Raw genomic sequence first — 21605 nt, forward strand, 5'->3', positions numbered from 1 at the left:
GACGACGTCCGCGTGGAGGTTTCACGGCTGCGTGAGCACCTGCGTCCCGGTGGCGCGCTCTACCTCTTTCAATACAACCCGTAAGGCAGCCGAAGCGTTTGCCGGATGTCAGACCGAGTGGATAGCGTGCAGCTCATGCCGGACATCCGCCTGCCTGCCGAAGCGAAGTACAAGAACGAGCTGGACGCCCTCGCCGCGCATGACGACAAGCCCCGCCCACCGGGTTGGGCGCTGTCGCCTCGCGCCGTGGAGACGTACATCCTGGGCAGCCCCAAGCCCGTGGGGGGCGTGGCCATCACGCCCAAGTACGTGGGCGACAAGGGGCTCATCCAGGTGTGCATCGCCACGCTCGCGTCCGACCGCGCGCTGATGCTGGTGGGCGAGCCGGGCACCGCGAAGAGCTGGCTGTCGGAGCACCTCTCCGCGGCCGTCAGCGGCACGTCCGCGCTCGTCGTCCAGGGCACGGCGGGGACCAGCGAGGACCACATCAAGTACTCGTGGAACTACGCGCTGCTGCTCGCGCAGGGGCCCACGCCGGAAGCGCTGGTGCCGTCGCCCATCCTGCGCGCCATGCGCACGGGCAAGTTCGCCCGCTTCGAAGAGGTGACGCGCACGTCGCCGGAGATCCAGGACTCGCTCATCTCCATCCTGTCGGAGAAGCAGGTGTCGGTGCCGGAGCTGGGGGAGATCACGAGCGCGCAGCGTGGCTTCAACCTCATCGCCACCGCGAACACGCGCGACCGCGGCGTCAACGAGATGAGCGCCGCGCTCAAGCGCCGCTTCAACTTCGTCACCGTGCCGGTGGTGGAGGACCTGGAGCAGGAGATCCAGATCGTCACCAAGCGCGAGGCGGAGCTGCGCACGGACTACCAGGTGGGCGTGCCGCCGCCGGAGGAGCTGTCGCGCGTGCTGCTGACGCTCTTCCACGAGCTGCGCAAGGGCGTGACGAAGGACGGCAAGACGAAGGTGCGCACGCCGGGCGCGGTGCTGTCCACGGCGGAGGCCATCAGCGTGCTGTTCAACAGCTCCATCCTGGCGCAGCAGTTCGGCTCCGGGACGGTGACGTCGCAGGAGCTGGCGGCGTCGCTGGTGGGCGCGGTGGTGAAGGAGCAGGAGGACGACGTGAAGGCGCTGCGCGAGTACATGGAGACGGTGGCCAAGAGCCGCACGGGCCCGTGGAAGGAGCTGTACACCGCGAGCAAGAAGCTCTTGAGGGGCTGATGGACCTGGCACTGCTCTCCCGGGTGCAGCACTTCCCGGTCCGTCACCACTCGCCGCGCACCACCGCGGTGCTCCTGAAGTGGCTGGAGCGCGTGAAGCCCGCCGTCGTCCTGGTGGAGGGGCCCTGCGACGCGACGGCGCTGGTGGACGTGCTGTGCGACGCGCAGACCCGGCCGCCCGTGGCCATCCTGGGCTACCGCACGGACGGCACCCCGTCCTCGTCGCTGTGGCCCTTCGCGGCGTACTCGCCGGAGTACCAGGCGCTGAAGTGGGCCCGGGCGAACGGCGCGCGGACGGAGTTCATCGACATCCCGGTGGGCGTCAGCCTCGCGGTGGACCGCCACGCGCCCGGGCCAGGCGTGGAGACGGAGGCCACGGAGGGCAGCGAGCCCGTTCCCGATGAAGCCATTCCGCTCACGGAGGCGTTCGCGCGCTCGCAGGGCTTCCGCTCCTTCGAGGAGTTCTGGGAGGCGTCCTTCGAGGCGCCGGACTGGAGCCCGGAGCAGTTCCGGCCGGTGCTCACCGCCTGGGCGGACGTGGTCAACGCGGGGCCCCGGCTGGCCTACCACCGTCAGCGAGACGCCTTCATGGCGCGCAAGGTGCTGGAGGTGGTGGCGGGCGGCGTGGCGCCGGAGAAGGTGGCGGTGGTGGCCGGCGCGGCGCACACCGCGGCGTTCCTGGCGGGGGACGTGGATCCGAAGGAAGAGGCGAAGCTGCCCGCGGCCGGGCCGTGCGCGGTGACGGTGATTCCGTACAGCTTCCCGCGCCTGGCGGAGCAGCTGGGGTACGGCGCGGGCAACCGGGCGCCGCACTTCTACCAGAAGGCCCACGAGGCGAACTGCGACTTCCGGCGGGCCACGCTGGAGGTGCTGCTGGACTTCGCGTCGCACCTGCGGATGCGCGGCTTCTCCGCGTCGCTGTCGGACGTGCTGGAGGCGTACCGGCTGGCGGTGACGCTGTCGGACCTGCGCGAGAAGAGCGCCCCGGGCCTGGACGAGCTGCGCGAGGCCACCGTGGCCACGCTGTGCCGCGGCGACGCGACGCACGTGGACAGCTTTCTGTGGAAGAGCGTCATCGGCCATGAAGTGGGGCAGGTGGCGAGCCGCATCGGGCAGAACTCGCTCCAGGCGGAGTTCTGGCGCGAGGTGGGAGAGCGGCGGCTGCCGCGCACGGACAGCCCGGAGACGTTCACGCTGCGGCTCAACAACCCGGTGGAGGTGGGCTCCTCCGTGTTTCTCCATCGGCTGCGCGTGGCGGGCATCCCGTACGCGTCGCTGTCCGGGACGGGGTCGTCGCGAAAGCAGGGCGCGGAAGCAGAGGCCGGCGGCTACGCGGCGCTCACGCGCGTGCGCGAGGCCTGGCAGGCGCAGTGGACGCCGTCCACGGATGTGGCGCTGGTGGAGAAGATTGTGTTGGGCGACTCGCTGGAGGGCGTGACGACGCGCGTGCTCCAGGAGCGGCTGACGCAGGCGAAGACGACGGCCGAGGCGGCGGACGTGCTCCTGGAGTCCGTCATCACCGGCTGCTCCCAGACGGTGGCGCAGGCGCTCAAGGCCTGTGATGCGCTCGCGGCCACGGACGCGGACCTGCCGTCGCTGGCGAGCGCGGCGCGGGCGCTGTCGGGGTTGATGGCCTATGGCACCTCGCGCGCGCACTCGGACGTGGGTGACGAGGCGGTGGCGGCCCTGGGGGAGAAGACCTTCGGCCGGGCGCTCCTTCGCGTGCGCGAGGCCAGCGCCTGCGCTCCAGAAGGAGTGCCCCCGGTGCTGGAGGCGCTGCGCACGCTGCACGAGGTGGCGCTGTCCCAGCCCCGCGCGGACAAGGAGGGCTGGCTCTCGGAGGCTCGCGGGTTGATGGGGAGCCACGCGGTGCACCCTGCCACGTCGGGCCTGGCCACGGGCCTGTTGTACCTGGCTCGCGAGCTGCCGGAGGCGGACGTGGCGCTGGAGGTGGGCCGGCGGCTGTCCGCGGCGGTGGAGCCCTCGGACGCGGCGGCGTACCTGGAGGGCTTCCTCCAGGTGAACGCGCTGGTGCTGGTGAAGAGCCGCGACGTGGTGAAGGCGCTGGATGACTTCCTTACGAGCGTGGAGCCGGAGCGCTTCCGGCAGACGCTGCCGGTGCTGCGCCGGGCGCTGGGTGCGCTGGGAGCCACGGAGCGCCGCTACCTGATGGAGAACGTGATGGGCGTGCGCCAGCTGAAGGACAAGGGCCGCGCGGTGAAGGCGGTGCTGGAGGAGAAGGACAAGGCGACGCTGAAGGACCTGAGCGCGGACCTGGGCAAGGCGCTCGACGACCTGGATGACCTGCTATGAGCGTGGACCCCAAGGACCTGGACCCGAAGGACCGCGACGCGCTGTTGCGCTGGCGGCTGGCGCTGGGCCCGGAGGCGGAGAAGACGGGCTCCTGCCCTTCCCTGAGCGCGCTGGGCGCCGGGGCGGGCACGGTGGACCTGACGGGCGACGACCTGGAGGGCCTGGATGACGCGCTCTCCTTCGTCTACGGCGAGCGCTCGGCCGGGCGGGGCGGTTCCAAGCCGTACCTGCCCAAGTGGCTGGGCGCGCTGCGCGACTTCTTCCAGGACGACGTCATCGCGCTGGTGCAGAAGGACGCCATCGAGAAGAAGGGGCTCACCCAGCTGCTCTTCGAGCCGGAGACGCTGCCCTTCCTGGACAAGAACCTGGAGCTGGTGACGACGCTGGTGAGCGCCCGGGGGCTCATCCCGGATCAGGCCAAGGACACCGCGCGCGCCATCATCCGGGAAGTGGTGGAGGACCTGCGCAAGAAGCTGGAGTCCCCGCTGCGCACGGCGGTGATGGGGGCGCTCAGGCGCGACCGGACGAGCCCCATTCCCATCGCGCGCAACATCGACTGGCGCCGCACCATCCGCTCCAACCTGAAGGGCTGGGATGCGGAGAGAAAGCGGCTCATCCCGGAGCGCTTCTACTTCTGGCCCAACCAGCGCCGTCACCATGAGTGGGACGTGACGCTGGTGGTGGACCAGTCCGGCTCCATGGCGGAGAGCGTGGTGTACAGCTCCGTGATGGCGGCCATCTTCGCGTCGCTGGACGTGCTGAAGACCAGCCTGGTGCTGTTCGACACGGAGATTGTCGACATGACGCCCGTGCTGGCGGACCCGGTGGAGGTGCTCTTCTCCGCGCAGCTGGGCGGCGGCACGGACATCAACCGGGCGGTGGCGTACGCGCAGGAGCACTACGTGCGCCGGCCGGAGAAGACGCTCTTCATCCTCATCACCGACCTGTACGAGGGCGGCAACGCCGAGGAGCTGGTGGCCCGCTTGAGGCAGTTGGTGGACTCACGCTCCAAGGTGCTGTGCCTGCTGGCGCTGTCGGACAGCGGGCGGCCTTCCTATGACCACGCGATGGCGGAGCAGCTCACCGCGTTGGGGATTCCGTGCTTCGGGTGCACGCCCCGCAAGCTGGTGGACGTGGTGGAGCGGGTGATGCGCAACCAGGACCTGGCGCCGCTGCTCGCGTCCAATGACAAGAAGGGGGAGCGTCATGGCTGAGGTACGGCCCGTCATCGGGATGGGCGCAATGACGGAGATCATCAGCGACAAGGCGGAGCTGCAGAAGGGCTCGGAGCTGTTCGACGGCAAGCAGCTCACCAACCTGTCGCGCTTCGAGAACCGGCTCTTCGCGGACGCGGCGGGCTCCGGGGCGACGCCCTACAAGGTGTCGCTGGTGTTCGGCGAGGCGCGCTCGGACGTGAAGGGGCGGTGCTCGTGCATGGCGGCGCGCTCGCGCCCCTTCTGCAAGCACGCGGCGGCGCTGCTGGTGGCGTGGGCCCGGGCCCCGCAGGCCTTCGTGACGGCGGAGGCGGCTCCGGCCGCGCCCGCGGGCTCCGGTGGCGCGAAGAAGAGCGTGAAGAAGGGCAAGGCCGAAACGGGCGACCTGATGAAGGCGGGCGTGGGGCAGGTGTCCACGCTGGTGCGCGAGCTGGGTCTGTCGGGCGTGGCGTCGCTGGGCGCGGACCGGCCGGAGCAGGTGCGCGCGCTGGGCGAAGCGCTCCGGGCCAACGGCCTGCGGCGGCTGTCCGCGCGGGCGGTGGAGCTGGCGGGCTTGTTGGACGCGGCGGCGGCTCGCACGGGGACCTTCGAGGCGCCGGTGTACGCGGACCTGGTGGCGGACATGCTGCTCACCGCGCGCAAGGTGGAGAAGCACCTGGGCGGTGATGCGCTGGAGCCCCGCCACGTCGAGGAGCTCATCGGCAAGACGTGGACGAAGAAGGACCGCGCGCCCGTCGAGGGGCTCAAGCTGGTGGAGTACGCGTTCTCCTCCAAGGTGACGCCGGACCGGTTCATGGTCCGCGAGAGCCGCTTCGTGGACCTGGTGTCGGGCGGGCACTACAGCGAGAAGCAGATCCTCCCCGCGAACCTCAAGACGGTGGCGCCGAAGAACAGCCACGCGGGCGCCGTCCTCCAGGGTGCGCACGGCGGGCAGTACCCGGGCTTCGCGCCGCACCGGCTGGACCTGGAGTCGTGGAAGGACGCGCCGTCGGTGGACAGGGCGGCGCTGGAGCGGCTGGTGGAGGTGGCGCTGCCGGACGTGGGCGCGGTGATGACGGCCTTCCAGGAGCACCGCAAGGACGTGTTCGCGCCGGACCTGCTGCCGGTGTCCGTGCGGGCGGAGACGCTGCTCGCCAGCGGGACCCGCTCGCAGTTCGTGGATGGCACGGGACGCGGACTCTTCCTGCCCGCGGACCCGTCGCTGGAGGAGCCGCTGTCCACCTCGCTGGAGGACGCGAAGCTCGTGGCGGTGCTGGGCGATGTGGGCCTGGAGGCAGCGCTCCCCACGCTGTTCCCCTCGGCCGTGGTGGTGCGGACGCCGGAAGGACTGGACCTGCGCACGCTGGGACGCGCGGAGGACGCGCCCGTGTCGCCCCGGCGGCGCGGACGCGTGCGGGCCCCCGCCGCGCCGAACGCGCTGCCTCGCAGCGGCTGGGCGGACGCGGCTCGGGCGGCGGGTGCGTCGCGGGCGGCCATCGCGCTGGCGGAGGTGCGCGATGAGCTGGCGGACGCGTTCGCCAGCGGCCTGTCGGCGGTGAGCCCTCGCACGGTGGAGCCGCTGGTGTCCCGGCTGAAGGAGCTGGGGCTGGAGAAGCCGGGCGCGCTGCTGGAGGCGCTGGCGCAGCGAGTGGACCCGGCGGAGCGGCTGGACGACTTCATCAAGGTGTACCAGGTGCTGGGCATCGCGCTGGTGCGGCTGTCGGGCGCGGTGCAGGTGGACCTGTCCCAGCTGGAGTCCGTGCCCACGCATCCGAGCATCCACGTGCAGAAGCCGGAGGAGGTGCTGACCCCGGGCGAGGCCATGGTGCGCCGGGCGCGCGGGGAGCTGACGCGCTACGAGGCGGCGGCGCACGCGGCGCGCTACTACGCGAGCCTGGGGCCGGACGTCCTGGCGCGGGAGTTCTACCCGACGTGGAGCGACGGCGCGGCGAGCGCCTTCGTGGCGCGGACGGTGGCGGCGCTGGGCGAGAACGCGCTGGGCTCCGTGCGGAGCGCGCTCGGTGAGCACCACAGCCGCATGGTGCGCCGCACCGCCCTCCGCGTGCTGGGCGCGATGGGCGGAGTGCAGGCGCGGCGCGAATTGGACGCGGTGACACGCAAGGGCCATGACATGGGCCTGCGCCTGTTCGCGAAGGAGACGCTGGAGGATGTGCAGGCCCGGGAGACGGGCGAGGCGGCGGTGGTGGACCTCTCGCGGCGCCGCAAGGAGAAGGCGGTGCCGCTGATGCAGGCGGCGCTGTCCGAGACGACGAAGGACGCGCGTGGGGCGGCCGTGGCCATGCTGGCGGACCTGGGCACGGTGGCCATGCCCGTGCTGCGCCAGGTGCTGCACGGAGACCCGGCGCGCGAGGTGCGGCGCGAGGCGGCGGAGGCGCTGGCCCGGATGGGGGACGCGGAGGTCCTCGACCGGTTCATCCTGATGGTGCAGGGCCGAGGCCACGACGACGTGGAGGCCAAGCACGCCGTGTACGCGCTGGGCATGCTGGGTGACGTGCGCGGCGCGGAGGCCCTGCTGCTGGCGTTCGTGGACGGGTGGAAGCCCGGCGTCGTCGCGGAGGCCATGCGCTCGCTGGGACTGGCCCTGCTGCAGCCCGCGCTGGACCTGGCCGAGCGGCGCCCGGAGGAGTTGGAGCGGAAGGCGTTCCGGAGCGTCTTCGAGAACTTCCAGCCCACCGACCTGGCCCGGGCGCTGGAGGCCCGTCTCAAGGCGTCCCTCGAACATCCGGACCTGCTGGCTCGCGCGGCCGTGTACCTGAAGGTGGCGGCGTCGAGTACGGCGGTGGGCAAGCACATCGCCCAGCGCCTCATGGACGTGCCCGCGCTGGCCGCGGACAAGGCCCTGGCCAAGGCGGCGAAGAAGCTCCTGTGAGGCCGTGGACCCGCTGCCGGGTTCCGCTCGGCGGCGCGTTCAGGTCCAGACCGAACTCCATGCTGCGTCCCTTGAAGGCGATGGGCCCGGAGGTGACGCGCAGCCATTGCGTGGCGTCCGGAATCCGGACAGCCTCCGCGGAGCATGACGGATCCCGCTCCTCCTCCCGCGCCCCCACCGCGCCGCGACGACACGATGGGCGAGTTCGAGCTGCCGTTCCTCGAGCGGCTGTCGCTCCAGATGCAGGGCATCGTCATCGCGGTCGTGCTGCGCGTCACCGACCTGCTGCTGTTGCTCCTCCGCCCCCGGCTCCTGAAGCCGTACATGGGACTGTGGTGGCAGCGCATCCTGCGGACGCCCTACCGCTGGCGGCGCACCTTCGAGATGACGCGGGCGCTCCAGACCACGGGCCAGTCATTCCGCGAGCTGATGTACGGCGAGACGCCGCTGGTGACGGCGTTGTGGTTCCTCAAGAGGGCGGGCGTGGGGCGCGGCAGCCGGGTGGTGGACCTGGGCGCGGGGCGCGGACGCGTGCTGCTCGCCGCGCGCTGGTGGGGCGCCGGGGCGCATGGCGTGGAGCTGATTTCGGACCACGTGGCGCGCGTGGCGCCGTGGCTTCAGCCGGCGGGCATCACGCTCACCGTGGGCGACATGACCCGCGAGCCCCTGGGTGACGCGACCCACATCTTCTGCAACTGGGTGGCGTTCAGCCCGGAGACGAAGGCCCGGCTCGTCACCCACCTGCGCACCTGCGCGCCCGGCACGCGCATCATCACCGTCACCCGTCCCATCGAGGCGGAGGGCTTCAGCGGCCACTCCTCCCATTGGATGCTGTTCACCTGGGGCCTCGAGAAGGTCTGGCTCCAGCAATACCTCCCGGGTCCCATCGCATCACCCTGACACGGGAAGGTCGGATGAGACTCCGAGCCTATTCCGACGTTACTCGTGATTAACTGGGAAAGACGGGCGGCGGCGTTCCTGTTGCGAGAGGTGATGGCGATGACCGAGTGGAGGAACAAGGAGCCTGACGTGACCCGCGAGAAGCTTCTTCGGGCGGCCGCGGACCTCATCCTGGCGCAGGGGCTTCAGGCCGTGACGCTCGATGCCATCGCCGGGCGGGCAGGCGTCCCCAAGGAGGACCTCCTGGGGCATTTCCAGAGCAAGCCCATCCTGCTCGATGCGCTGTTCGACGACGTGACCCAGCGCTTCGCCGGGGCCGTCGCCGCCGAGATGGCGAAGGATCCGGACGCCAACGGCAGGGGAACCCGCGCGTATCTCCGGGTGACGGTCGCCGCTTCCCCTGATGACGACGAGGCCCGCGTCATGCGCTCGCTCATCGGGCTCATGCTCTTCGACCCGGAGGTCCGGGAGCTCTGGAGCTCCATCTGGGACGAGGCGCGGGAGGAGCAACTCAGCCCCCAGGAGCAGGAGTCGCCGGAGCTCACGCTCTGCCGTCTGGCGATTGACGGGTTGTGGATGTCGGACATGCTCGAGCACCGCACGGTCTCAAGCCAGACGCGCGCGGTGGTCATCCGCCGAATCGAAGAGCTCACGCGCAAGTAGCCTGGCTGCCCGCGAGGCTCCGTGGCGGTGGCTCACCCAGCCGGAGAGCCACCACGGTCCTGCTGGGGTTCACGCATGCCTCCTGAGCAAGAGCCGGATGTGATGCGAGGTCCCGTGATGAGGTGGTGCCGGTGCGTTCAGCGCGTCAGGTGTTTCAGCGTGAGGTAGACGAACTCCGCGCCGGGCTGGAGCGACGCCACCGGGACGCGCTCGTTGGGGGCGTGCGCGGTGCGCGCGTCGTCAGGCGTCAGCGCGAAGAGGTCGATGCCGTAGGCGTGGATGCCCGCGCGGCGCAGCGTGGCGGACTCGGTGGTGCCGGTGGACATGCGAGGAATCACCGGCGCCTTCGGCCACACCTTTGCCGCGGCGGCCTTCACCGCGCGGAACATGGCGTTGTCCCCCACGGGGGACATGGGCGAGTCCGGCGGTGACACGTCCATCTCCACCTGGATGTCCTTGTCATTCACCGCGGCGACGATGCGCTCGCGCACGGCCTTCGGGTCCGCGTCCGGCAGCAGGCGGCAGTTCGCGGTGGCCTCTGCGGTGGCGGGGATGACGTTGGACTTCGTGCCCGCCTTGAACACCGTGGGCACGCAGGTGGTGCGCAGCACGGCGCCCAGCGCGGGATCCAGCCGGGCCACGGCCGTCACGACGTCCTCGGGCGGCGCGTCCGGCGATGCGGCGATGCGGCGCAGCGCTTCGCCCAGCTCGCCGGGAGTCGCCTGTGCGCGGCCCTGCACGTGGAGCCTGGCGGCGGGCGTCAGGTGCGCGGGGAAGGTGAGGGCGCCCACTCGCGCCACCGCCGCGGCCACCCGCACCAGGGGTCCCGCATCCACGGGCGGCGCGGAGGAGTGGCCTCCGGGGCCGGTGGCCTTGAGCGTCACGTTGCGGGACACGCGCTCCGCGGCCTGGAGCGCCACGAAGCGCACCTCCTTGCGGTCCGGCGACAGCTCCGTGAGGCCGCCCTCGTTGAGCGCGAACTCCGCCTCCTTGAGCTCCGGGCGGTGCTCCATCATCCAGTCCAGTCCCTGTCCGGAGCCCACCTCTTCATCCGCGCCCAGGTACAGCAGGATGTCGCGCGAGCGCGTTCCGCCCTCCTGCTTCAGCCGGCGCAGCGCGAGGATGCTGGCCGCGGCCATGCCCTTGTTGTCCTGCACGCCGCGTCCGTAGAGCAGGCCGTCCTTCTCCGTGAGCGCCCACGGGTCGGTGAGCCACTCGGTCTTCACGGCGGGCACCGTGTCCAGGTGCGCGAGCACGAGCACCGGCCGGCCCTTGCCGCTGCCCTTCAAGCGCACCAGCAGGTTGCCGCGCCCGGGCGAGGGCTCGATGAGTTCCGCTTCGATGCCCGCTTCGCGCAGCCACTTCGCCGCCACCTGGGCCGCGGCCGTCTCGTTGCCGGGCGGGTTGGAGGTGTCCGCGGCGATGAGCTCCGCGAGCAGCGTCCGCAGCTCGTCCTTCGGCGCGGGATGGGATGACGCGGCGTGGCTTGGACCCAGCGCGAACAACGCGATGACGAGGGGCAGGAGACGCATGGTGGAGAGGCTCGCCCCTTCCGGCCCGGGAAGGCAACGGAAGCGGTGTTTGCAAGGAGTGCCGTGTTAAGGGAAGGGCCCTGGAGGGATTCCGCCATGGCCTCGCCGTTGAGCTTTCGCACCGTGGAACTGCCGCTGCGTCACGCCTGGACCATTGCCCGGGGCACGAGCACGGTGAAGCGCAACGTGTTCGTGGAGGTTCGCTCGGAAGGCCACGTGGGGTACGGCGAGGCCGCGCCGAACGTGCGCTACGGCGAGTCGTGGGAGACGGTGGAGGCGGCGCTCCAGAAGCTCGCGCCCGTGCTGGAGGGCCGCGACCTGCGCCACTTCCGCGACGTGTCCGAGGCCGTGGACGCGGCGCTGCCGGACAACCCCGCGGCGAAGGCGGCGGTGGACCTGGCGCTGCATGACTGGGCGGGCAAGGTGATGGGCGTGCCGCTGTACCGGATGCTGGGCGTGGACCCCACGCGGCAGCCGGTGACGTCCATGTCCATTGGCATCGACGTGCCGGAGACGCTGGCCGTGAAGGTGCGCGAGGCGGCGGACTTCCCGGTGCTGAAGGTGAAGCTGGGCGCGGACCGCGTGCAGGAGGTTTTCGGCACGGTGCGCGCGCTCACGGGGCAGAACATCCGCGTGGACGCGAACGAGGCATGGAAGCCGGACGAGGCGCTGGCCCACATCCAGTGGTTGTCCACGCAGGGCGTGGAGCTGGTGGAGCAGCCGCTGCCCGCGGCGGATGTGGAGGGCGCGAAGTGGCTGCGTGCGCGTTCGCCGCTGCCGCTGGTGGCGGACGAGTCGCTGACGAAGGCATCGGACGTGCCGAAGCTGGCGGAGGGCTTCCACGGCATCAACGTGAAGCTCCAGAAGAGCGGCGGCATCCGCGAGGCATTGCGCATCATCGAGACAGCGCGAGCGTGCGGCCTGAAGGTGATGCTGGGCTGCATGGTGGAGACGGGGCTGGGCATCGCGGCGGGCGCGCACCTGGCGCCGTTGGTGGACTGGGTGGACCTGGACGGAAACCTGCTGCTCGCGGAGGACCCGTACCGCGCGCATCCGGTGGTGCAGGGCCGCATCCAGTTGGGAGCGGGCGCGGGCCTGGGCGTGGAGCCCCGGTGACGCCACCGCTCATCCAGGACCCGATGGCGGTGCTCGCCGTGCTGCTCGCGGTGCTGGCGGGGCTGTATGCGTTGCAGCGCTACCCGGCGGTGGAGCGGTTCTTCAACGTGGTGCCGCTGCTGGTGTTCGCGTACTTCGTGCCGACGCTGCTGTCGAACACGGGCGTCATCCCCACGCAGTCGGAGCTGTATCGCTTCACGCGCGTGTACCTGCTGCCCGCGAGCCTGGTGTTGCTGGTGCTGTCGGTGGACCTGCCCGCCATCGCGCGGCTGGGGCGCAACGCGGTGGGCGTGTTCCTGGCGGGCTCGCTGGGCATCATGGTGGGCGGGCCGCTCGCGTATCTGGCGTTGGGGTGGCTGGTGCCGGTGGAGCTGGGGGACCAGGCGTGGAAGGGATTGGCGGCGCTCAGCGGGTCGTGGATTGGAGGCAGCGCGAACTTCGTGGCGATTGGCCAGAGCGTGGGCGCGCTGGACAGCACGTTGAGCATGATGGTGGTGGTGGACGTGGGCGTGTCCAACGTGTGGACGGCGGTGCTGCTGTCCTTCGCCGGGCGTGAGAAGGCGATGGACGCGAGCATCGGCGCGGACCGGACCGCGCTGGACCGCGTGCGAGAGGAGTCCGCGCGCATTCAAGCGGCGTCCGCTCGGCCCGCGAGTTTGTCCGACCTGCTGTCGATGCTGGCGGTGGCGTTCGGCGTGACGGTGGCGTGCACGGCGCTGGCGAAGCAGCTGCCGGACCTGGGCAACGTGGTGACGGGCTTCACGTGGGTGGTGTTGTTGGTGACGACGGTGGGCGTGGTGCTGTCGTTCACGCCGGTGCGCAGGCTGGAGGGTGCGGGGGCGAGCCGGATGGGCTCGCTGTTCCTGTACCTGCTGGTGGCGACGATTGGCGCGCAGGCGGAGTTCCGGCGGCTGTGGGACGCGCCCGCGCTGGTGGCGGTGGGGGCGCTGTGGATGTGCATCCACGCGGCGGTGACGATGGGCACGCGCCGTTGGCTGAAGGCGCCGGTGTTCTTCGCGGCGGTGGGGTCACAGGCGAACGTGGGCGGCACGGCCTCCGCGTCGGTGGTGGCGGCGGCGTTCCATCCCGCGCTCGCGCCGGTGGGCGTGCTGCTCGCGGTGCTGGGGTATGTGCTGGGGACGTACGGCGGGCTGGTGACGGCGCTGATGCTGGAGCAGGTGCACCGGCTGATTCACTGAAGGGAGTCGCGGATGCGGACGGTGCTGCTCTGGGCAGGGCTCCTGGCGATGGGGGGTTGCGCGACGAAGCCGGAGCCGGGCACTCCTCGTGAGTCCCTGAAGGCGGTGGTGGAGTCACTGGCGGGCGAGGCCACGCGCCTGTCGCCCGGGACGGACCTGTCGCTCGCGGTGGTGGACCTGCGCACGGGGGAGACGGCGAGCGTCTCCGGCCTGGAGCCACACATCTCCGCCAGCTCCGCGAAGGTGTTCTGGGTGGCGGCGGCGTTGGGGCAGCGGGACCTGGCGACGGTGGCGCCGCTCGCGGAGAAGGTGTTCCGCACGTCGGACAACGAGGCCTCCGGCGAGGTGATTGACCTGGTGGGCGGCCCGGATGCCATCAATGTCTACCTTCGCGGCCTGGGCCTGGAGCACACGGCGCTGACGAAGTGGAACTACGGCCGGGAGCGCTGGGCGACGAACTCTCCGCGCGTGATGGGGCGGGACAACTACTTCTGCGCGGACGACATGGTGTCGTTCCTGGCGCGGTTGGAGCGGCGGGAGTTGTTGGAGCCGGAGCCCACGGCGCGGCTGCTGAAGTGGATGGAATGGACGCCTCGGGAGGGCTGCGGCGGTTGGCTGGGAACGCGCCTTCCGGCGAGCGCCCGTGCGTCGCTTCAGCACAAGGGCGGGTGGCTGCCGCCGGGATGCTGCGGGGATGACGAGCGCTACAACGTGCTCAACGAGGTGGGGTTGGTGACGCTGCCGGACGGAGGGCGGTATGCGGTGGCCATCCTGGCCTCGCGAGGACCGGACTGGCCGAAGCAGGCGTTCTTCGTGGAGCGCGCGTCGTGTGTCCTGTACCGGCACCTGGCGAAGGACGCGGCGTTGGATTGTGGGGAGGCCGTGGCCCGGGCGGGCGGCCCGGCACCCGTCGTGTTGGAGCCCGGGGCGCCCGCGCCGGACTACGACTGCGAATGAGAAGGTGAGAACCCAGCGGGTCCCCGCCGGAGGCGGACCGCGAAAACCTGTCCGACAGTCGGACAAGTTTTGCCAGTTCGGGCGGGAGGGGGCGGACGAAACGCTCCGTGCCTGGCATGGACCGTGAAAGCAGGACTGATGATTCTGTCTTGCGCGGGGCGCCAAGGTGAAGCCAGGCCGTTAATGCTGTCCGGCGTGAGTCACGGGAGGTGTAGCCATGATGGATCCGCAGGCGTGGCGCAGGTTCGCGGAGCGGCTCGGGGTGGAGCATTCGATCATCCAGGCTCCGATGGCAGGGGGCCTGACGCCGCCGGAGTTGGTCGCGGCGGTGTCGGAGGCAGGAGGCCTGGGCTCGCTGGGCGCCGCGTACGTACAGCCGGAGGACATCGTCCAGCAGGCCCGCGCGGTGCGCTCACTCACCTCTCGGCCCTATGCCATCAACCTCTTCGCTCCCCAGCCCGCGGTGGCTCCCGCGGACCCGGGGCGCACGCTCGCCATCATTGAGCGCTTCCATGCGGCACTGGGGTTGCCTCCTCCCGTGATTCCGGCGGTCGCGATGCCGGACTTCGCGAAGCAGGTGGAGGCCGTGCTCGATGCGGCGCCCACGGTGTTCAGCTTCACTTTCGGCATTCCGCCTGCGCCAGTGCTGGAGTCGTTCCGGTCGCGCGGCATCCTCGTCGTGGGCACGGCGACGAACGTGCGCGAGGCCCAGGCCCTGGAGTCCGCGGGCGTGGATGCGATTGTCGCGCAGGGGTCGGAGGCGGGAGGCCACCGAGGCTCCTTCGGCGGTTCGTTCGAGGCGGGCATGGTGGGCACGATGGCGCTCGTGCCGCAGATGGTGGACGCCGTGCGGGTGCCGGTCATCGCCAGCGGCGGCATCATGGATGGACGCGGCATCGCGGCGGCCCGGATGCTGGGCGCGGCGGCCGTGCAGTTGGGCACGGCGTTCCTGCGGTGTCGGGAGTCCAGCGCGGCGGCGGCCCACAAGGCGCTGTTGCGCGAGGCCCGGGATGAATCGTCGCGCATCACCCGCGCCTTCTCCGGCCGCCCGGCCCGCGCGATTCCCAACGAGCTGACGACCACGCTGGAGGAGGCCGGCGCCATCCTTCCGTTCCCGCAACAGCATGGAGCCACGCGCACGCTGAGGGCCGCGTCGTCGAAGCAGAACGACACGCGCTTCATGGCCCTGTGGGCGGGGCAGGGCATTGGCCTCTCGAGAGAGGGCCCTGCGGCGGACCTGGTGCGCGCCCTGGTGGCGGAGACCGATGCCGCGCTGGCCGCCGTGCGCGGCTGACTCAGGACGTCGACGGCGGGCCCACGCTCCGGCCCGCGATGCGCTGGCGCAGCGCCACGAAGTACATGCTGCAGAACGTGGCCACGAGGACCGCGGCTTCATCCCAGTAGTCCAGCGGGTCCTCGTTCTCGTCCAGCAGTGACAGGCTGAGCAGGCACAGCACCACGTGCACGGCGAACACAGGCAGCGACGCCTGTCCCAGCGCCTCCAGCACCTTGGGGCGCAGCCATTGGAACAGGCGGGGGGCGAGCCAACTCGCCAGCAGGGCCACGGCCAGGAAGTTCACGAGCCGCAGCGGCGCGAGCGACCACTTGTCGAACAGCACCCCCGCGGCGCCCAGGTCCACGTCCAGGTGGCGCACGACGAAGAACCCCAGGCTGACGACGATGGCGCCCGTGAGGAGCCGGCGCGACACGGGCTCGCGCTGCTCCGGCGCGGTGGCGCGGGCCACGCCCATCCACACACCGAGCACCCAGAGGAACTGCCACGCGAACAGGTCGAACGCGCCCGACAGGTCGATGCTCAACGGCGGCCACGGCAGGACGGGGATGGCGACGAGCAGGTCATACAGGGCGCGCTTGAGGCCCACCTGCGCCCAGACCCAGATGAGGGCGCTCAGTCCCAGCACCCGGGACCAGCCCTCCTTGCGCGCACCGAGCAGCACGGCGGGCGTGAGCAGCAGCAGCACGACATAGAGCGGAAGGATGTCGAGCAGCGGGGGACAGTAGAGGAGGAACAGGCTGCTCCACAGAGCGGTGAACGGGTCCTGATGGAAGAACCCGAGCAGGTTGTGGATGGCGGGCCTGCGCGCGGCGACGCCCAGCGTGGCGATGATGGTGAACGCGAAAGAGAGCAGGGCGACGTGGTAGCCGTACACCTTGAGGGCGCGGCTCCAGAGGCTCTTGAACATCGCCACGGGGCTCGAGGTCCCCAGCTTCTTCGCGTGCACCACGCCCACGAGGAACGCGGAGAGGAACACGAAGCCCTCGGCGGCGGACACGAAGCCGAACGGCTGATTGCCGATGACACTCAGCCGGGTGGGCAGGTGCGTCAGCGTCATCAGGACGAGCAGCACTCCGCGCAGGCTGTCGAACTCGGGGCGTCGTTTCATGGCGGGTAGACTCTCTTCACCCATGCCACAGCCCCACGTCCCGGGTAAACCGCACAGGTCGCTCGGATCCAGTGTCACTGTCCGGATGACGCACGCAGCCGTCATCGCGTGGATGCTGCTCGTGGGGACCGGCTGTGCGGCATCCCGAAACGTGCGGCTCGGTACGGGCCGAGGACCCACCCGTGTCCACACGTTACAGCGGGACGTCCGGCCTGTGGCGCTGGACGAAGACGCCTTCGTGTCCGCGGTCGCGGGGCTCGCACGCGCCGCGCCTGTTTCCTCGTACCCCATGGAGGCGGCCCGCCGGCTGCTGGCAGCTTCGCTTCCGTCACGTCCCTATGCCCACGTGCGTGGACACCTGGGGCTCATCTCCTTGCAGGAGCCTGGGCGCGGACACCTCCGGCTCAACGATGCACCGGAGGCGGAGCTGGCGGCGGCCTATGGCCGATGGTGCAAGCGCAAGGCGCTCACTGGCGATTGTCTCCACCTGCTGGAGCGAGGGCCCACGTTGGACGAGGACGGCAAGCGCACGCTGGCCTTCTCCATCGCGTTGGACTCGGTGTGGGACGAGACGGAGGCCGCGCTGCGGGGCATGACGGATCGCGGGGCGGTGCTCTCAATGATCGTCACGACCGGCGCCTTGTATCTGGGCCTATGGCTGTTGCCGGAGCCGGTGTCCAAGGGCGTCGCGGCGACGATGACGGCGGTGCTCATCGCCTACCTGGGCGTCGACACGGTGTGGAGTCTCATCCAGGGATGGATGCGGCTCGCGGAAGCGGTTGCGGAGGCCACGACCTTCGATGAGCTCCGGGACGCGGGGGAGCAGTACGGCGAGGTGATGGGCCAGAACGCCGCACGGGCCTTCGTCATGCTGGCCACGGCGGCACTGGGCAGCACGGCGGAGACACTTGCCGCGAAGGTGCCCACGCTGCCCGGTTCGGCGCAGGCGTCACTCGTGGCCGCGGCGGAGGGCGGCTTCCGGCTGGGCGCGGTCGCGCAGGTGGAGTCCGTGGCCGTGTCCGCGACGGGGGACATCCTGCTCACCCTGGCGCCGGGCGTGGTGGCGACCGGCGGTCCCGTGGACGTGCCGGGGCCGAAGCACCACATCGCTTCCGACAAGTTCAGCACGTCCACCGCGAACGGTGGGCCTTGGACACCGCGCTATCAACAACTCTTCGACAAGGCGGGCATGTCCCTGAACGACCCGGAGAACCAGGTTCACGTTCCCGGGCACAAGGGGCCGCATCCGCAGGAGTACCACGCGGAGGTCTTCGAACGGTTGAGGCTCGCGACCAGCACGTGCCGGACGATTCAGCAGTGCCGGGTCGACCTGACACAGGCGCTGCGGATCCTCGCGAAGGAACTCGCGACGGAGAACAGTTGGCTCAACAAGCTGGTCACCCGGAGTGGTGGATGAGGCAGGATGCCCGCGTGACGCCCCGGTACTTCAAGCTCACGGACGACGTGACACTGCCCGGCCGATGGGAGCTTGGAACGCCCGTGGACGCCCAGGGCCAGGACCACGGTTCGTGGCTGTTCATGCAGGGCTCTCCCGCGCGTGTGGAGAGCGCGCTGCGTGTTCCGTCCTACGCGCAGGGAAGAGCGCTCGACTTCTCGCTCGCGGATGCGGGCGCTGTCCCGGTCGTTTCCCAACGGGTCGCGGAGGTGCTGTCCCGACTGGCTCCGGGTGACGTGGAGCTGTTCCCCGTCACGATGGAAGAGACCCCGGACCCGTACTTCCTCGTCAACGTCCTGCGCGTCGTGAAGTGCATCGACGACACCGCCTCGGGCGAGGTGCGCTACTGGACGCCGGAGGATGGACGGCCCGAGCGGGTCGGCACCTATCAAGCGGTGCATCGGCTGCGCATCGACCCGGCCAGGACCGGGGACGCGAAGGTCTTCCGCACCTGGGGCTGGCTCATCGCGCTCATCGTCTCCGAGGACATCAAGCTCGCGCTGGAATCAATTGGCGCCACGGGTGTTCAGTTCAAGGACGTGTCCCTGCTCCGCTGATTTCCGCGCCTCCGTGCGTCACGGCGACTGTCCGCCAGGCCGCTTGTTTCCGAGGCTCGGTTGCAATCAGGCAGGACGCAGTTGCATCCAGCGCTTCACCCCAGCCGCAGCTCCCGGGTCCCTCGTGAGATGACGGTGTCGCTCACAGCCTGCCTGCAGCGTGCTCCGTCCCGGGTCTTCGTATGCGACGGTAAGACGCGCGAGGTGACGCGCGTCTATCCAACGACGCTAACAGCCACTCGGGCCGCATCTTCATCCTCGCCCGGGGCAGCGCCGCCTTGTGGGCGGGGGAGGGTATTGACCTGTCACGCGAGGGCTGGGCCCTGGTGACGGAGACCGAAGCCGCGCCGTCCGCTGTGTGTGGCTCAATCAGTAAGGCGAAGGAGAGGCTCCAGATAGACTTCACTCACCCATGCCACAGCCCCACGTCTCGGGTAAACCGCACCGGTCGCTCGGATCCAGTGTCACTGTTCGGATGACGCACGCAGCCATCATCGCGTGGATGCTGCTCGTGGGGACCGGCTGTGCGGCGTCCCGAAACGTGCGGCTCAGTACGGGCCGAGGATTCACCCGTGTCCACACGCCACAGCGGGACGTCCGGCCCGTGGCGCTGGACGAGGACGCCTTCGTGTCCGCGGTCGCGGGGCTCGCGCGCACCGCGCCTGTTTCCTCGTACCCCATGGAGGCGGCCCGCCGGCTGCTGGCGGCTTCGCTTCCGTCACGTCCCTATGCCCACGTGCGTGGACACCTGGGGCTCATCTCCGTGCAGGAGCCTGGGCGCGGACACCTCCGACTCAACGATGCACCGGAGGCGGAGCTGGCGGCGGCCTATGGCCGATGGTGCAAGCGCAAGGCGCTCGCTGGCGATTGTCTCCACCTGCTGGAGCGAGGGCCCACGTTGGATGAGGACGGCAAGCGCACGCTGGCCTTCTCCATCGCGTTGGACTCGGTGTGGGACGAGACGGAGGACGCGCTGCGGGGCATGACGGATCGCGGGGCGGTGCTCTCCATGATCGTCACGACCGGTGCCTTGTATCTGGGATTGTGGCTGTTGCCCGAGCCGGTGTCGAAGGGCGTCGCGGCGACGATGACGGCGTTGCTCATCGCGTACCTGGGTGTCGACACGGTGTGGAGTCTCATCCAGGGATGGATGCGGCTGGCGGATGCAGTGGCGGAGGCCACGACCTTCGACGAGCTTCGGGATGCAGGGGAGCAGTACGGCGAGGTGATGGGCCAGAACGCCGCGCGGGCCTTCGTGATGTTGGCCACGGCGGCGCTGGGCAGCACCGCGGAGACGCTGGCCGCGAAGGTGCCCACGCTGCCCGGTTCGGCGCAGGCGTCACTCGTGGCCGCGGCGGAGGGCGGCTTCCGGCTGGGCGCGGTCGCGCAGGTGGAGTCCGTGGCCGTGTCCGCGACGGGGGACATCCTGCTCACCCTGGCGCCGGGCGCGGTGGCGACCGGCGGGCCCGTGGAGGTGAAAGGGCCGAAGCATCACATCGCATCCGACAAGTTCAGCACGTCCACCGCGAATGGAGGCCCGTGGACACCGCGCTACCAGAAGATCTTCAGGCGAGCAGGGATGTCCTTGGACGACCCGGCGAATCAGGTCGACGTGCCGGGCCACCGAGGTCCGCATCCTCGCGAGTACCATGAGCGTGTCCATGGGGCGCTTGAACTGGCCACGGAGAGCTGCGAAACCATTGCGCAGTGTCGGGAGTCGCTGACGCGCACACTGCGTATCCTGGCGGAGGAAATCCTCCAGAAGGGGAGCCCCCTCAACAAGCTGGTGACTCGCACGGAGTGAGTCCAGGAGTTCGACCCATGTCTTCGCGATACTTCGACCTCAGCGACGACGTGTACCTGGAAGGGCGCTGGGAGTTGGGGCATCCACAAGATGCCCAGGGACATGAACTCAAGACTCCCTGGCAGATGTTTAGAACGGGCAGGCCGAGTTCCTGGGCGGGACGCGTGCGCATCCCCATCGACATTCCAGGCAGGACTCTCGACTACTCCCATGCGTCGGGCAGCATCCCCGTGGTTACCTCGCGGGTGGCGGCGATCTTCGAGCGGCTGGCTCCGAACGACGTCCAGCTCTTCCCCGTGGATATCGAGGGACAGTCCGACGACTTCTTCATCCTGAACGCCATCCGCCGCGTGAACTGCATCGACGACGTGGCTTCGGAGCAGGTGCGCTACTGGACGCCCAATGACGGGCTCGCGGAGAAAATAGGGACCTACATCTTCGTCTGGGGCATGCGCATCGACACCACACGGCTCGGCAGCGCGAGGGTCTTCCGGCCCCTGCACTGGGAAGTGGTCCTCGTCATCCCCGAGGACATCAAGCTCGCGCTGGAATCCATTGGCGCCACGGGTGTTCAGTTCAAGGACGTGTCCCCGCTCCGCTGATTTCCGTGCCTCCGTGCATCACGGCGACTGTCCGCCAGGCCGCTTGTTTCCGAGGCTCGGTTGCAATCAGGGCGCACACGGCTACATTCAGCACTTCACCGCAGTCGCACCCCCCGGGTTCCTCGTCAGATGACGGTTTCGCTCACAGCCTGCCTGCAGCGTGCTCCGCGCCGGATTTCCGTGCGCCGGACGCTGCCCGCGCACGGCCGAGCCACCGCCTGGCTTGTCACCCACGCCGCCCGTCTCGCGTAGCTCACGACGGACGGCGTCCGCTCCACCCCCACTGAACCTTCGCGCCGCGCACGCCCACCTTTCCAGGTGTGCATGCAGTCCCCATCCCCCTTCCCACAGGAGGCAATCGCCATGACCCACGACCACTCCCTCATCGTCACCGACACCGACCTGCAGCGCCTGGAGCGCGTCGTCGAACAATACGGCAACGCCCGCAACGCCGAGCTCGTGGAGCAGCTGGAGTCCGAGCTCGCCCGCGCCGTCGTCACGTCCTCCAGCGCCATTCCCCGCGACGTCGTCACCATGAACAGCACCGTCGTCTATGAAGACGGAGAGGCCGGCGAGACGCGCGAAGTCACGCTCGTCTATCCCAAGGACGCCAACAGCGACGCCGGCCGCATCTCCATCCTCGCCCCCGTGGGCAGCGCCCTGCTGGGCCTGTCCGTGGGCCAGACCGTGGAGTGGCCCCTCCCCCATGGCCGCACCCGCCGCCTGCGCATCGTCGCCGTGCCCTACCAGCCGGAGGCCGCCGGCCACTTCCACCTGTAGGCCCCGCGTCCTCCCGTG

17 protein-coding genes are annotated in these 21605 nt (G+C 70.2%); 15 read left to right on the forward strand and 2 right to left on the reverse strand.

Annotated elements, in window-relative coordinates; genetic code table 11:
• Positions 1–135: 135 nt before the first annotated feature.
• The 6 genes from D7X99_RS01085 (at position 136) to D7X99_RS01110 (ending at position 9179) form a co-directional block, all read left to right on the forward strand.
• Positions 136–1221 carry an AAA family ATPase gene (locus D7X99_RS01085; RefSeq protein WP_120576491.1) on the forward strand — a complete coding sequence of 362 codons (1086 nt, stop codon included), beginning with the start codon at positions 136–138 and terminating at the stop codon, positions 1219–1221.
• Positions 1221–3533, forward strand: a complete 2313-nt coding sequence (locus tag D7X99_RS01090) for a DUF5682 family protein (protein ID WP_121776061.1) — start codon at positions 1221–1223, stop codon at positions 3531–3533. Before D7X99_RS01085 ends, D7X99_RS01090 begins: the two co-directional genes overlap by 1 nt.
• Positions 3530–4747, forward strand: coding sequence for a VWA domain-containing protein (locus D7X99_RS01095; RefSeq protein ID WP_121776062.1), 1218 nt, complete (start codon positions 3530–3532; stop codon positions 4745–4747). The genes D7X99_RS01090 and D7X99_RS01095 overlap by 4 nt, the downstream gene beginning before the upstream one ends.
• Positions 4740–7616, forward strand: coding sequence for a HEAT repeat domain-containing protein (locus tag D7X99_RS44370; protein ID WP_121776063.1), 2877 nt, complete (start codon positions 4740–4742; stop codon positions 7614–7616). Before D7X99_RS01095 ends, D7X99_RS44370 begins: the two co-directional genes overlap by 8 nt.
• Positions 7617–7760: 144 nt before the next feature.
• Positions 7761–8516 (forward strand): class I SAM-dependent methyltransferase, encoded by a 756-nt coding sequence (locus tag D7X99_RS01105; RefSeq protein WP_306465324.1) that lies wholly within the window; start codon positions 7761–7763, stop codon positions 8514–8516.
• Positions 8517–8645: 129 nt separating this feature from the next.
• On the forward strand, positions 8646–9179 hold the full coding sequence (locus D7X99_RS01110; protein WP_158626894.1) for a TetR/AcrR family transcriptional regulator: 534 nt from the start codon (positions 8646–8648) through the stop codon (positions 9177–9179).
• 137 nt (positions 9180–9316) lie between these two features.
• On the opposite strand, the gene D7X99_RS01115 is transcribed toward D7X99_RS01110, so the two are convergent.
• Positions 9317–10711, reverse strand: a complete 1395-nt coding sequence (locus D7X99_RS01115; protein WP_121776065.1) for a M20/M25/M40 family metallo-hydrolase — start codon at positions 10709–10711, stop codon at positions 9317–9319.
• Positions 10712–10807: 96 nt separating this feature from the next.
• On the opposite strand from D7X99_RS01115, the gene D7X99_RS01120 reads away from it, so the two are divergent.
• The 4 genes from D7X99_RS01120 to D7X99_RS01135 all read left to right on the forward strand — a co-directional run bounded on the left by D7X99_RS01120 (position 10808) and on the right by D7X99_RS01135 (position 15277).
• Positions 10808–11827 carry a dipeptide epimerase gene (locus D7X99_RS01120; RefSeq protein ID WP_121776066.1) on the forward strand — a complete coding sequence of 340 codons (1020 nt, stop codon included), beginning with the start codon at positions 10808–10810 and terminating at the stop codon, positions 11825–11827.
• Complete coding sequence (locus tag D7X99_RS01125; RefSeq protein ID WP_233613027.1) at positions 11824–13026, forward strand: DUF819 domain-containing protein; 1203 nt, start codon at positions 11824–11826, stop codon at positions 13024–13026. The genes D7X99_RS01120 and D7X99_RS01125 overlap by 4 nt, the downstream gene beginning before the upstream one ends.
• A 12-nt stretch (positions 13027–13038) precedes the next feature.
• Positions 13039–13983, forward strand: a complete 945-nt coding sequence (locus D7X99_RS01130) for a serine hydrolase (RefSeq protein WP_121776067.1) — start codon at positions 13039–13041, stop codon at positions 13981–13983.
• 217 nt (positions 13984–14200) lie between these two features.
• The gene (locus D7X99_RS01135) at positions 14201–15277 is read left to right on the forward strand and encodes a nitronate monooxygenase family protein (RefSeq protein ID WP_121776068.1); all 1077 of its coding nucleotides are present in this window, start codon (positions 14201–14203) and stop codon (positions 15275–15277) included.
• 1 nt (position 15278) lies between these two features.
• On the opposite strand, the gene opgC is transcribed toward D7X99_RS01135, so the two are convergent.
• Positions 15279–16388 (reverse strand): OpgC domain-containing protein, encoded by a 1110-nt coding sequence (opgC, locus tag D7X99_RS01140; protein WP_121776069.1) that lies wholly within the window; start codon positions 16386–16388, stop codon positions 15279–15281.
• 85 nt (positions 16389–16473) lie between these two features.
• Between opgC and D7X99_RS01145 the strand changes: the two genes are divergently transcribed.
• The 5 genes from D7X99_RS01145 (at position 16474) to rnk (ending at position 21587) form a co-directional block, all read left to right on the forward strand.
• Positions 16474–17805, forward strand: a complete 1332-nt coding sequence (locus D7X99_RS01145; RefSeq protein ID WP_121776070.1) for an AHH domain-containing protein — start codon at positions 16474–16476, stop codon at positions 17803–17805.
• Positions 17802–18401 carry a DUF1629 domain-containing protein gene (locus D7X99_RS01150; protein ID WP_211484988.1) on the forward strand — a complete coding sequence of 200 codons (600 nt, stop codon included), beginning with the start codon at positions 17802–17804 and terminating at the stop codon, positions 18399–18401. Before D7X99_RS01145 ends, D7X99_RS01150 begins: the two co-directional genes overlap by 4 nt.
• A 475-nt stretch (positions 18402–18876) precedes the next feature.
• Positions 18877–20205, forward strand: a complete 1329-nt coding sequence (locus D7X99_RS01155; RefSeq protein ID WP_121776071.1) for an AHH domain-containing protein — start codon at positions 18877–18879, stop codon at positions 20203–20205.
• A 17-nt stretch (positions 20206–20222) separates the two neighbouring features.
• Positions 20223–20807: a DUF1629 domain-containing protein gene (locus D7X99_RS01160; RefSeq protein ID WP_121776072.1), complete on the forward strand. Its 585-nt coding sequence runs from the start codon at positions 20223–20225 to the stop codon at positions 20805–20807.
• A 363-nt stretch (positions 20808–21170) separates the two neighbouring features.
• Positions 21171–21587 (forward strand): nucleoside diphosphate kinase regulator, encoded by a 417-nt coding sequence (gene rnk / locus D7X99_RS01165; protein WP_121776073.1) that lies wholly within the window; start codon positions 21171–21173, stop codon positions 21585–21587.
• Positions 21588–21605 lie beyond the last annotated feature (18 nt).

The sequence above is a fragment of the Corallococcus sp. AB032C genome (genome assembly GCF_003668935.1).
GTDB classification, from domain to species: Bacteria; Myxococcota; Myxococcia; order Myxococcales; family Myxococcaceae; genus Corallococcus; species Corallococcus exiguus.

What these genes read in the sequence shown, in the direction of transcription:
- D7X99_RS01130 (WP_121776067.1), top strand. Translation starts at nt 13,039, where the DNA reads ATGCGGACGGTGCTGCTCTGGGCAGGGCTCCTGGCGATGGGGGGTTGC.
- D7X99_RS01120 (WP_121776066.1), top strand. Translation starts at nt 10,808, where the DNA reads ATGGCCTCGCCGTTGAGCTTTCGCACCGTGGAACTGCCGCTGCGTCAC.
- D7X99_RS01095 (WP_121776062.1), top strand. Translation starts at nt 3,530, where the DNA reads ATGAGCGTGGACCCCAAGGACCTGGACCCGAAGGACCGCGACGCGCTG.
- D7X99_RS01115 (WP_121776065.1), bottom strand. Translation starts at nt 10,711, where the DNA reads ATGCGTCTCCTGCCCCTCGTCATCGCGTTGTTCGCGCTGGGTCCAAGC.
- D7X99_RS44370 (WP_121776063.1), top strand. Translation starts at nt 4,740, where the DNA reads ATGGCTGAGGTACGGCCCGTCATCGGGATGGGCGCAATGACGGAGATC.
- D7X99_RS01135 (WP_121776068.1), top strand. Translation starts at nt 14,201, where the DNA reads ATGATGGATCCGCAGGCGTGGCGCAGGTTCGCGGAGCGGCTCGGGGTG.
- D7X99_RS01105 (WP_306465324.1), top strand. Translation starts at nt 7,761, where the DNA reads ATGACGGATCCCGCTCCTCCTCCCGCGCCCCCACCGCGCCGCGACGAC.
- D7X99_RS01155 (WP_121776071.1), top strand. Translation starts at nt 18,877, where the DNA reads ATGACGCACGCAGCCATCATCGCGTGGATGCTGCTCGTGGGGACCGGC.
- D7X99_RS01085 (WP_120576491.1), top strand. Translation starts at nt 136, where the DNA reads ATGCCGGACATCCGCCTGCCTGCCGAAGCGAAGTACAAGAACGAGCTG.
- D7X99_RS01160 (WP_121776072.1), top strand. Translation starts at nt 20,223, where the DNA reads ATGTCTTCGCGATACTTCGACCTCAGCGACGACGTGTACCTGGAAGGG.
- D7X99_RS01145 (WP_121776070.1), top strand. Translation starts at nt 16,474, where the DNA reads ATGACGCACGCAGCCGTCATCGCGTGGATGCTGCTCGTGGGGACCGGC.
- opgC (WP_121776069.1), bottom strand. Translation starts at nt 16,388, where the DNA reads ATGAAACGACGCCCCGAGTTCGACAGCCTGCGCGGAGTGCTGCTCGTC.
- D7X99_RS01090 (WP_121776061.1), top strand. Translation starts at nt 1,221, where the DNA reads ATGGACCTGGCACTGCTCTCCCGGGTGCAGCACTTCCCGGTCCGTCAC.
- rnk (WP_121776073.1), top strand. Translation starts at nt 21,171, where the DNA reads ATGACCCACGACCACTCCCTCATCGTCACCGACACCGACCTGCAGCGC.
- D7X99_RS01150 (WP_211484988.1), top strand. Translation starts at nt 17,802, where the DNA reads ATGAGGCAGGATGCCCGCGTGACGCCCCGGTACTTCAAGCTCACGGAC.